We start from the raw sequence: 11,439 nt of genomic DNA, 5'->3' as shown, positions 1-11,439 counted from the left end.
CGGTGGGGAGGAGCCGAGGGTGTCGGAGCACAAGGAGTGGGCGACCGGTGCAGACCGGGACGCCGGTCAGGCTCCGTCCTTGCCCGATCTCACCGCCGTCGACCTGCGGACCTTGCGGGTCATGGACCATCCCGAACTGGTCGCCGCGGTCGAGCGCGTACTCGTGCAGTCGTCGGAGCTCGGCGAGTCCTGGGCGTCGAACAGCGATGGCCTGCCGTGATGGCCGGTCACTGACGGCTGACCGACCGTTTCCGGTCAGATGTGCTCCCCGGGCGCCGACCCGAGCGGGGAACGGGCCGTGAGCGTCGTGCGCCTCTCCCCGGCCTTCCTCACCCAACTGGCGAGCACCCGCCCGCCCGTCACGGAGGCGCCGCAGCTCCACTCCGCTCTGCGCTCCCGGCGACTGCTGCTCCTCAAGGCCCTGCGGATGAGGGTCCAGCGCGGGCGCGACGACCTGGACCCGGCCTCGTACGAACGTTTCGAGGACGCCTGGCGCCTCCTGGAGAGGATCGAACGGCAGCGGCCCGCGATCGTCCGGGACGTCCTCGACTACCCCACGACCGGCACCTGGCTGGCAACCGCGCTCGCCGCGCCGACCGTCGCCCTGCTCGCGGAGCATTTGGCGCGCTGGGAGGCCATCGCCGCCACGGCGGCCCTGCGGGCCGGCTGCCCCCTCGACCGGTACGTGGCGGCCCCGCGCGGCGTGCTGTCGTTCACCGGCGTCGGACGGCTCGGGACAGGCGTCGAGGGGACCGGCGTCGAGCGGACCCGCGTCCGAGTGCGGGGCCGGGCCGCCCTGATCGGCGTCGGCGGAGCCCGGGTGCCGAGCGCCGTCCTGGTGACGAAAGGGCGGCACACCCACGCGGTGGGCCCGGGACGCCGCTGGGAAGCCGTGCGCGGGCTGCCCGGTGGCACCGCCCTCCTCGACGACCTCGACCCCTACCGCGTACCGCCCGGAGGGGTCGGCAATCCGCCGCGGCGCGCGTCCGAGCGGGCTGTCGGCGACTTCCCCCTCTGGGCCGCGCGATGGCGGGCGGCCCATGCCCTGCTGTCCCGTACGGACCCCGGCCGGGCCGCCGAGACCGCCCGGGCCGTCCGGATCGTCGTCCCCTTGGCGGCCGGCGACTCGGGCCCGATCGGAGCCACGCTCCGCTCCGCGCCCGGGGCCGTGCTGACCACGCTCCCCGGAACCGCCCAGGAGCTGGCCGAGACCCTCGTCCACGAGGCGCACCACGGCAAGCTGGCCGCGCTCCACGAACTCGTACCGCTCTACGACCCGGCGCACGGGGCCGTGCACCGGGTCGGCTGGCGGACCGATCCACGGCCCATCTCGGGCGTTCTCCAAGGCGCTTACGCCCACCTCGCCCTCACCGACCTGTGGCGCAGGGCCGCGAGCGGGGGAGGGCTGCCGACACCCTGGCGCTCCCACGCCGGGCAGCAGTTCGAGCGCTTCCACGATCAGGTGGGCGGGGCGCTGGAGATCCTGCTTGAATCCGATGAACTGACAAGCGCGGGGCGGGAGTTCGCCCACCGAATGCACAGACATCATGCGAGCCTCGGCGCGACCCGTGGCGGCCTTGAGTAACACTGTGCCCACGGCACATGACACTGCGTGGCGCGTGAGTGGAGTAGGGAGAAGCACATGGCGGAACAGGGGCGGTCGAGCGGCTCCGGGACGGCGGACCGCGGAGGAACAGGTGGGCCGGAGCACGTCCTGGTCGTCTTCCCGGGCTATCACCGCCCTTGGGCCACCTGGATCGCGCAGCGCCTCGCGAGGCACGACGTCCGGTCCACCCTGCAACGATGGGACCCGCCCCGCGAGGTGCCCCTGGAGGACTCCCTCGCGGACCTGCTGCTCTCCAGGGGGCCGGTCCTCCTCGTCCTCAACGACTGGTTCTTCGAACTCGGCCCGCGCCCGGCGGGCGAGTGGAACGACGTCCTGCGCGGCTTCGTCGCCGCCAACGCCGAACGCTTCGCCGCCGTCAACCTGACCAACCGCTCGCTGCTCCCCGCCACCGCGGTCCTCGAACCCGTGAGTCTCTGGGGCGTCGGCGAGGAGGAGGCCGAGGCGCGTCTGCTCTCCAGACTCGGCATCGAGCCGCGCCGGCAGGGCGGCCGCCGCATCCCCCTGCCGACCACCCGCTACCCGGACACGCCCCCCGACATCTGGGGAGAGGTTCCTCGCCGGAACCGACGCTTCACCGGCCGCGACGACCTGCTGACCGACCTCCAGCAGCGCCTCATGGACGCCGAGCGCGGCAACGCCGCCTGCACCCTGCTCGGCATGTCCGGCATCGGCAAGACCCAGATCGCCGCCGAGTACGCCCACCGCTTCAGCCCCGACTACGACGTCATCTGGTGGGTCAACTCCGACGACCGCAACATCCAGCGCGACCGGTTCGGCGGACTGGCCTCCGCGCTCGACCTCCCCGTCGGCAGCGAACCCGGCGAGCGCATTCGCGCCGTGCGCGAAGCGCTGCGCCGAGGCGATCCGCACGCCCGCTGGCTGGTGGTCTTCGACGGCTGGGACGATATCGAGGGCATCAACGTGATGCTCCCCCAGGGACCCGGGCACGTCCTCATCACCTCCCGCAACCGCGAATGGACCGAGCACACCGACGTCCTCGAGGTCCAGGGCTTCGACCGGGCCGAGTCCACCGCCTATCTGATGCGCCGGGCCCCGCACATCAGCGGCGTCGAGGCCGACGAGGTCGCGGCCGAGTTCGGCGACGTCCCCCTGCCGCTCGTCCAGGCGGCCGCCTGGCTCGGCGAGTCCCGCATGGAAGTCCCCGAGTACCTGCGCATGGTCCGCGAGGGACACCTCACGACCGTCGACGAGCCCTCCACCGGCGATGGCTTCCCGAACGCCTCCCTCACCTCCTGGTCGATACTGATCAACCGGCTCCGACGCTCCCAGCCGCAGGCCGTCGAGATCCTCAGCCTCTGTGCCTCCTTCGCGGCCGGACGCATCCCCCTCGGCATCGTCCGCTCCTACCCGCAGGCGGAACTCCCCGAGGACCTGCACTGGATGGCCACCGACCTCGCCGCGTGGACCCGCGCCCTTGACACCCTGGTCAACTACTCCGTCCTCACCCGGGACAGCCGCGGCACTCTGAGCACCGAGATGGGGCCGCACCAGGAATCGGTCCACATGCACCGGCTCGTGCACGACATCATCTCCCGGCTCACCGACGGCCCCCACCGCGAGGCGCACCGCAAGGCCGTCCGTACCCTGCTCGCCGAAGCGGACCCCGGCGACCCCATGGACAGCCGGCACTGGCCCCAGTACGCCGAACTGCTCCCGCACCTGGAGCCGTCGGGCGCCCTCGTCAGCCGCAACCCCCGCACCCAGACCGCCGTCCTGAACTGTCTGCGCTACTGCTACCGCAGTGGCGAGTTCAAGGCCGGTACGCGGCTCGCCGAGCGGATCCGGGAGAGCTGGACCGAGTTCATGGACCCGCTCGCCCAGCCGATGCTCGACCTCACCACGCAGGAGGGCAACATCCTGCGCGCCAGCGGCCGGTTCCGCGAGGCCCACGACCTCGACCGCGCACTGAGGGAACGGCTCAGCCACGCCACTCCCCGCAACGCGCTGGGCGAACTCTTCTGCGACAGCGCCATCGCGACCAACCTCCGGCACCTGGGCCAGTACGTCGAAGCCGAGGAGCTCCAGCGCGAGGTGCTCGAAGTCTCCCAGCGTCTCCTCGGCGAGGGCGAGTTCGTCACCCTCGTCGCCCGCCACAACCTCGGCGTGGCGCTCCGGCTGCTCGGCCGCTTCCAGGAGGCGTACGAGTACGACGTCGACACCCTCGCCCGCCGGGAGAACGTCCTGCGCGCCCGGCACGTGAACACGCTCAACTCCGGCAACGCGCTCGCCCACGACCTCCGGCTGCTCGGCCGCTACCGCGACGCGCTGGTCCGCCAGGAGGCCAACGTCCGCCTGCACGTCCAGGTCCTGGGAGCGCAGCACCCGCAGACCCTGTCGGCCCGCGCCCAACTGGCCCTGTGCCGACGCCGCGAAGGCAGCTCGCAGCAGGACATCGGCAGCCAGATGGCGAGTCTCCTGGAGCAGATCGAGCAGGTGCACGGGCGCAGCCACTACCTGACGCTCTCCTTCATCAACAACTACGCCAACTTCCTGCGCGAGCACGGCGATCTCAGCCACGCGCGCGAACTGACGCAGGAGGCCGAGGCCGCCTACCGCAGCCTCCTCGGCCCCGCACATCCGGTCGCCACCGGGATGCTCGCCAACACCGGCCTCGTCATGCAGGCCTCCGGTGACCGGGCCGACGCCATGGCCATGCTGGAGTCCGCGCTCGCCGGGCTCACCGCCTCGCTCGGGGCCGACCATCCCTGGGTCCTCGGCTGCGCGCTCAACGCCGCCGCCGCGCGGAACTTCAACGGGCGGGTCGGCGACGCCACGGAGCTGAGCCGGGAGACGCTCCGGCGGGCCCGTACGGTCCTCGGCACCGACCACCCCCTCACGCTGTCCTGCCAGATCGCCCTCGCGGCCGACCTGCGTGGGCTGCGCGAGGTGGAGGAGGCCGGGAAGGTCGAGGAGGACGCCCTGCTCACCCTGACCCGGACGCTCGGCGCCCAGCATCCGCACACCCTCTCCGCACGGCAGCGAAACCGGCCGTACTGGGACTTCGAGGCGTACCTCGGCTGAGCACCCGGGGACAACGCCGGAGGCCCGGCCCCCCTCGCGGGGAGCCGGGCCTCTGAGCGTGTCCGTACAGCGGGTCAGGCGTCGAAGACCTCGTTGACCAGCTGCTGCTGCTCGGCCTGGTGGCGCTTGGCCGAGCCGACCGCCGGGGACGAGGAGTGCGGACGCGAGATCCGACGCAGGCGCTCGCCGTGCGGGATGTCGGCGCCGACCGCCAGGTCCAGGTGGTCGATCAGGTTGAGCGCGATGAACGGCCACGCACCCTGGTTCGCCGGCTCCTCCTGCGCCCACAGGTACTTCTCGGCGTTCGGGTACTTGGCGATCTCGGCCTGGAGCTCGGCACCCGGCAGCGGGTACAGACGCTCCAGACGGATGATCGCCGTGTCCGTGACACCGCGCTTCTGCCGCTCGGCCTCCAGGTCGTAGTAGACCTTGCCGGCGCAGAAGACGACCTTGCGGACGTCGGCCGGGTTGGCGGTCGAGTCGCCGATCACCGGGCGGAAGCCGCCGGTGGTGAACTCCTCCACCTTCGACGCCGCGGCCTTCAGACGCAGCATCGACTTCGGGGTGAAGACGATCAGCGGCTTGTGGTGCGGGTTGTGGACCTGCCAGCGCAGCAGGTGGAAGTAGTTCGACGGCAGGGTCGGCATGGCGATCGTCATGTTGTCCTGCGCGCACATCTGGAGGAAGCGCTCCGGGCGCGCGGACGAGTGGTCCGGGCCCTGGCCCTCGTAGCCGTGCGGCAGGAGCAGCGTGACGCCGGAGGTCTGGCCCCACTTCTGCTCGGCCGAGGAGATGAACTCGTCGACGACGGTCTGCGCGCCGTTGACGAAGTCACCGAACTGGGCCTCCCAGATGACCAGGGAGTCCGGGCGGGCCAGCGAGTAGCCGTACTCGAAGCCCATCGCCGCGTACTCGCTCAGCAGCGAGTCGTAGACGTTGTAGTGGGCCTGGTCCTCGGCCAGGTAGAGCAGCGGGGTGTAGTCCTCGCCGGTCTCCTGGTCCACCAGGACCGCGTGGCGCTGGCCGAAGGTGCCGCGGCGGGAGTCCTGGCCGGACAGCCGGACCGGGGTGCCCTCCATCAGCAGCGAGCCGATGGCGAGGGTCTCGCCGAAGCCCCAGTCGATCGTGCCGTCGTCGATGGAGGCCGCGCGGCGCTGCATCTGCGGCATCAGACGCGGGTGGACCGTGATCCGCTCCGGGATGTTGACCTGCGACTCGGCGATCCGCTTCACGACCTCCTGGGAGACCGCGGTGGTGACGGCGACCGGGAACTCCGGCTGGGCGTCCGGGACGTGCGTCGGGGCCGGCGCCGAGGTGGCCTCGCGGACCTCCGCGAAGACCTTCTCCAGCTGGCCCTGGAAGTCCTGGAGCGCCTGCTCCGCCTCTTCCAGCGTGATGTCACCGCGACCGATCAGCGACTCGGTGTACAGCTTGCGCACCGAACGCTTCTTGTCGATCAGGTTGTACATCTGCGGGTTGGTGAACTGCGGGTTGTCGCCCTCGTTGTGACCGCGGCGGCGGTAGCAGATGAGGTCGATCACGACGTCCTTGTTGAACGTCTGGCGGAACTCGAAGGCGAGCCGCGCGACGCGGACCACGGCTTCCGGGTCGTCGCCGTTCACATGGAAGATCGGCGCCTCGATCATGCGGGCCACGTCGGTCGCGTACATCGAGGAACGCGAGGACTCCGGGGCGGCGGTGAAGCCGACCTGGTTGTTGATGACGATGTGGACCGTGCCGCCGGTGCGGTAGCCCCGCAGCTGCGACATGTTCAGCGTCTCGGCGACGACACCCTGGCCGGCGAAGGCCGCGTCACCGTGCAGGGCGACGGGCAGGACGGTGAAGTCCGTACCGCCCTTGTTGATGACGTCCTGCTTGGCGCGGACGACACCCTCCAGGACCGGGTCGACCGCCTCCAGGTGCGAGGGGTTGGCGGCGAGCGAGACCTTGATCTGCTCGCCGTCCAGGCCGGTGAAGGTGCCCTCGGCGCCCAGGTGGTACTTCACGTCGCCGGAGCCGTGCATCGACTTCGGGTCGAGGTTGCCCTCGAACTCGCGGAAGATCTGCGCGTACGACTTGCCCACGATGTTCGCGAGGACGTTCAGGCGGCCGCGGTGGGCCATGCCGATGACGACCTCGTCCAGGCGGGACTCGGCGGCGGAGTCGATGACCGCGTCGAGCAGCGGGATGACGGACTCGCCGCCCTCCAGGGAGAACCGCTTCTGACCGACATACTTGGTCTGCAGGAAGGTCTCGAAGGCCTCGGCCGCGTTCAGGCGGCGCAGGATCCGCAGCTGCTCCTCGCGCTCGGGCTTGGAGTGCGAGCGCTCCACACGGTCCTGGATCCACTTGCGCTGCTTCGGGTCCTGGATGTGCATGAACTCGACGCCGGTGGTGCGGCAGTACGAGTCGCGCAGCACGCCGAGGATGTCGCGGAGCTTCATCATCGACTTGCCGGCGAAGCCGCCGACCGCGAACTCACGCTCCAGGTCCCACAGGGTGAGGCCGTGCTCGGTGATGTCCAGGTCGGGGTGCTTGCGCTGGCGGTACTCCAGCGGGTCCGTGTCGGCCATGACGTGGCCGCGGACCCGGTAGGAGTGGATCAGCTCGAAGACGCGGGCGGCCTTGGTGACGTCGTCGTCGTGCGAGGCGTCGATGTCCTTGAGCCAGCGGACCGGCTCGTAGGGGATCCGCAGGGCCTTGAAGATGTCGTCGTAGAAGCCCTCCTCGCCGAGGAGGTAGTTCGCGACGACCCGCAGGAACTCGCCGGAGGCGGCACCCTGGATGACCCGGTGGTCGTACGTCGAGGTCAGGGTCATGACCTTCGAGATGCCCAGCTTGTTCAGGGTGTCCTGGGAGGTGCCCTGGAACTCGGCCGGGTAGTCCATCGAGCCGACGCCCATGATCACGGACTGTCCGGGCATCAGACGCGGCACGGAGTGGACGGTGCCGAGGCCGCCGGGGTTGGTCAGCGAGACGGTGACGCCGGTGAAGTCCTCCATCGTGAGCTTGCCGACGCGGGCCCGCTTGACGATGTCCTCGTAGGCCTGCCAGAACTCGAAGAAGTTCAGCGTCTCGGCCTTCTTGATGCCCGCGACGACGAGCTGGCGGTCGCCGTTCGGCTTCACCAGGTCGATCGCGAGACCGAAGTTCACGTGGTCCGGCTTGACCAGGGTCGGCTTGCCGTCCTTCTCCGCGAAGGAGTAGTTCATCGACGGCATGGCCTTGATCGCCTGCACCATCGCGTAGCCGATGAGGTGCGTGAAGGAGATCTTCCCGCCCCGGGCGCGCTTCAGGTGGTTGTTGATCACGATCCGGTTGTCGAAGAGCAGCTTCACCGGGACGGCGCGGACGGACGTGGCCGTCGGCACCTCCAGCGAGGCGTTCATGTTCTTCGCGACGGCGGCGGCGGGGCCGCGCAGCGTGATCAGCTCGGGACCGGCGGGGGCCTCGGTGGCCGGTGCGGCCGGGGCCGCGGGGGCCTTGGCGGCGGGCGCGGCCTTCGCGGGCGCCGGAGCGGCGGCGGCGGGCTTCGCCGGAGCCGGAGCCGGGGCGGCCGGGGCCGGAGCGGCCGGAGCGGGCGCCGGGGTGGCGGGCGCGGCAGGTGCGGCCTGTGCGGGGCTCACCTGCGGCGCGGCGGCGGGAGCCTCCGTCGTGCCGGGCTTGTAGTCGGCGAAGAAGTCCCACCAGGCACGATCGACCGAATTCGGGTCCTGGAGGTACTGCTGGTAGATCTCGTCGACGAGCCACTCATTGGCGCCGAAGGCGGTCGCAGGGTTCTGACCCTGCCCGTCTTGGCCGGTGGAGATGCTCGAGTTACTGGGGGACTGAGACGACACGGCGGTAACCGCCCTCTTCCGCTTCACAAGGTGATGGACAGCGGAAATAAAGGCTACGCCTCCCTGGCCGACAGGTGCAGGTCGGGCAGCGCCAACGTCGCGCAAGTCACACTTGACGCGGTGTTTCGGGGCAGGGATTGGCGGGAAACAAGCGTGGTTCTGCCTCCCGCGGGTACGGGACACCCGGGTTGCGGCCCTTGAGGCACGCATCCCTGACCACGTCCTGATCGTGTCCTGTTCATGTACACGCAGAACATGTGCTTCCAGTTCGACCCTACGTCAATCCCGCGCCGGAAGGCTTCCCGGAAGAGTGACCTGGATCCGGCAGCCGCGTGACGATTCGGCCACTCCGATCTCCCCGCCGTGCAGATCCACCGCCCAGCGGGCGATCGCCAGTCCGAGTCCCGTACCGCCGTCGCTGCCCGGACCGGGCTGGGCCGGCACCTGGCCACGGTTGAACCGCTCGAAGACCGTGTGCCGCAGCGACTCCGGGATGCCGGGGCCCTCGTCCTCGACCTCGAGCGCCAGGGAGTCCGGCCACGGCCCGCGCCTGGCCCGTACGGTCACGCGGCCGTGCGGCGGCGAGTGCTTCACCGCGTTGTCGATGAGGTTCGCCATCACCTGGTGCAGCCGCTCCGCGTCCGCGTGCGCGGTCAGCTCGGGCGGCGACACATCGAGGTGCAGATGGACGTCCGTACGGTTGTGCAGCCCGGACGTGGAGGAGAGGCCGCGCTGGGACGCGGCCAGATTGGCCTCCCGGAGCACTCCCGAGAGGTACGGCCAGACCTCGAAACGTCGTGCCTTGAGCGTGACGACACCGTTGTCAAGACGTGACAGGTCGAGCAGGGTCTCCACCAGCCGGCCGAGCCGCTCGGACTGCTTCAGCGCGGTCCGCATGGTCTCCGGATCAGCCTCGGAGACCCCGTCCACGACGTTCTCCAGAACCGCGCGGAGCGCGGCGATGGGGGTGCGCAGCTCGTGCGAGACATTGGCGACCAGCTCCTTGCGGTTCCGGTCGACGGCCTCCAGGTCGTCAGCCATGCGGTTGATCGTCGAGGCGAGGTCGCCCAGCTCGTCGCGGCGGTCCGCGCCGCGCACGCGGCGGCTGAAGTCGCCTCGTGAGATCGACCCGGCCACGGTGGTCATCTCGTCCAGCGGCGCCGTCAGGGACTGCGCCACGAACTGGGTGATCAGGAGGGTCGCGATCATCGCGAAGATCGTGATGTAGCGGAACTCCGTGGAGGTGCGTATCGCCACCAGGGCCAGGCCCGAGGTGAGCAGGACCGCCCCGACGACCAGCGTTCCCAGCTTGGTCTTGATCGAGATCAGGATCCGGCGCCTGCCGCGGCGCTCGGGGCGCGGCCCCCGTCGGCTCATGGCGCCGGGGTCTCCAGCGCGTATCCGACGCCATGGACCGTACGGATCCGCTCCGCCCCGATCTTCCGGCGCAGCGCCTTGATGTGGCTGTCCACGGTCCGGGTGCCCGAGGCGTCCGCCCAGTCCCAGACCTCCGCGAGCAGCTGCTCGCGGGAGAGGACCGCACGCGGGGTGTTCGCCAGGCAGACCAGCAGATCGAACTCGGTCGGCGTCAGGTGCACGTCCTCGGCCCTGACGCGGACCCGCCGCTGCGCATGGTCGATCTCGAGCTCGCCGAGCCGCAGGATCCCGCTGCGCGGAGTCACGGCGGCCAGCGCGGCCCGCTCCACCCGGCGCAGCAGCACGTGCACGCGGGCTGCCAGCTCACGCATCGAGAACGGCTTCGTCATGTAGTCGTCGGCGCCGACGCCGAGGCCGACCAGCATGTCCGTCTCGTCGTCCCGTGCCGTGAGCATCAGGACCGGGACCGGCCGCTGGGCCTGGACCCGGCGGCACACCTCCAGGCCGTCGAAGCCCGGCAGCATCACGTCGAGGACCATCAGGTCCGGCTGCCACGCCTCGGCCGCGTCGACCGCCGCCGGGCCGTCCGTCGCCGTCTGGACGAGGAACCCCTCGGCCCGCAGCCTCGCGGAGATCGCATCCACGATGGTCGTGTCGTCCTCGACGACCAGCACCCGCCGCTGCGCACCCGGACTGGGCGCCGCACCGTGGTGAGTGGTGTGTGTCTGCTCCATTGCCCCGCCTCGCATCGCTGGTGTCGCGAGCAGCCTAGAGGCACCGGGAGCGTCCAGGCTATCCAGGCCGGACGGCGAGGTGCACCACGTCAGGGACGCCCCGGGCAACCGGGATCTCTTCCGTCCGTACCCCGCTGAATCCGGCATTCCGCAAGGACGCTTCGAAATCGGCGGAGGGCTGAGCGGACCACACGGCGAGGATCCCGCCGGGGTTGAGCCGGTCCGCGCAGGCCGCCAATCCCTCGGCGGAGTACAGGCTTTGGTTGCCCTCGGTGACGGTCCAGTCGGGCCCGTTGTCGATGTCCAGGCAGAGGGCGTCGTAGGTGTCGGTGGAAGTGTGGACGTACTCGATCAGGTCCGTGTGCAGGATCACGTTCCGCGGATCGGCCAGTGCCCGGCCGGAGATCGCGGCCAGCGGCCCTTCGCGGTGCCAGTCGATGATCGCCTGCTCGCGCTCGACGACCGCGATCCGGCCCCAGCGGGGGTCGGCGGAGGCGTGGGCGAGCGAGAAGCCGACGCCGAGGCCGCCGATCAGCACGGATGCGGCAGTCCGTCCGCCGAGGGCGTCCATCGCCGCGTCGATCAGAAGCCGTTCCGAACGTCCGTCGGAGGTGTCCATCAGGAAGGTGCCGTTGGCGATGATCTCGAAGTGCTCGTCGCGTCGGCGCAGCACGACCTCTCCGTACGGACCCTCACGGCGGTCGAGGGTGACGGGGCTGGACATGGTCACTCACTCCCGGTCTCGGCAGACGGTTGTCCCGGCCATCCTCGCGGGCGGGGGCGGCCGGGACAAACGGATACCCGGGGCACGGGGTTTGAT

7 protein-coding genes are annotated in these 11,439 nt (G+C 70.6%); 3 read left to right on the top strand and 4 right to left on the bottom strand.

Annotated elements, in window-relative coordinates; translation table 11 throughout:
* Positions 1 to 19 precede the first annotated feature (19 nt).
* From ACZ561_RS33775 to fxsT, 3 genes are all read left to right on the top strand, one after another.
* On the top strand, positions 20 to 220 hold the full coding sequence (locus ACZ561_RS33775) for an FxSxx-COOH cyclophane-containing RiPP peptide (RefSeq protein ID WP_471002536.1): 201 nt from the start codon (positions 20 to 22) through the stop codon (positions 218 to 220).
* A gap of 78 nt (positions 221 to 298) precedes the next feature.
* Positions 299 to 1,585: an aKG-HExxH-type peptide beta-hydroxylase gene (locus tag ACZ561_RS33770; RefSeq protein WP_471002533.1), complete on the top strand. Its 1,287-nt coding sequence runs from the start codon at positions 299 to 301 to the stop codon at positions 1,583 to 1,585.
* Positions 1,586 to 1,642: 57 nt separating this feature from the next.
* The gene (gene fxsT, locus ACZ561_RS33765; RefSeq protein ID WP_471002530.1) at positions 1,643 to 4,669 is read left to right on the top strand and encodes an FxSxx-COOH system tetratricopeptide repeat protein; all 3,027 of its coding nucleotides are present in this window, start codon (positions 1,643 to 1,645) and stop codon (positions 4,667 to 4,669) included.
* A 74-nt stretch (positions 4,670 to 4,743) separates the two neighbouring features.
* Here the strand turns inward: fxsT and ACZ561_RS33760 are convergent, their stop codons facing one another.
* The 4 genes from ACZ561_RS33760 to ACZ561_RS33745 form a co-directional block, all read right to left on the bottom strand.
* Positions 4,744 to 8,508, bottom strand: coding sequence for a multifunctional oxoglutarate decarboxylase/oxoglutarate dehydrogenase thiamine pyrophosphate-binding subunit/dihydrolipoyllysine-residue succinyltransferase subunit (locus tag ACZ561_RS33760; protein ID WP_471002527.1), 3,765 nt, complete (start codon positions 8,506 to 8,508; stop codon positions 4,744 to 4,746).
* A gap of 279 nt (positions 8,509 to 8,787) precedes the next feature.
* Positions 8,788 to 9,885 (bottom strand): HAMP domain-containing sensor histidine kinase, encoded by a 1,098-nt coding sequence (locus ACZ561_RS33755; protein WP_376441788.1) that lies wholly within the window; start codon positions 9,883 to 9,885, stop codon positions 8,788 to 8,790.
* Entirely contained in the window at positions 9,882 to 10,619 is a 738-nt protein-coding gene (locus ACZ561_RS33750; RefSeq protein WP_362358357.1) for a response regulator transcription factor, read from the bottom strand. Before ACZ561_RS33750 ends, ACZ561_RS33755 begins: the two co-directional genes overlap by 4 nt.
* A gap of 58 nt (positions 10,620 to 10,677) precedes the next feature.
* Positions 10,678 to 11,343 carry a spermidine synthase family protein gene (locus tag ACZ561_RS33745; RefSeq protein ID WP_471002523.1) on the bottom strand — a complete coding sequence of 222 codons (666 nt, stop codon included), beginning with the start codon at positions 11,341 to 11,343 and terminating at the stop codon, positions 10,678 to 10,680.
* Positions 11,344 to 11,439: the final 96 nt, after the last annotated feature.

The sequence above is a fragment of the Streptomyces sp. NPDC039609 genome (assembly GCF_055596705.1).
Note: the sequence above shows the minus strand (reverse complement) of the source record. Positions and strands in the feature narration are given on the sequence as shown.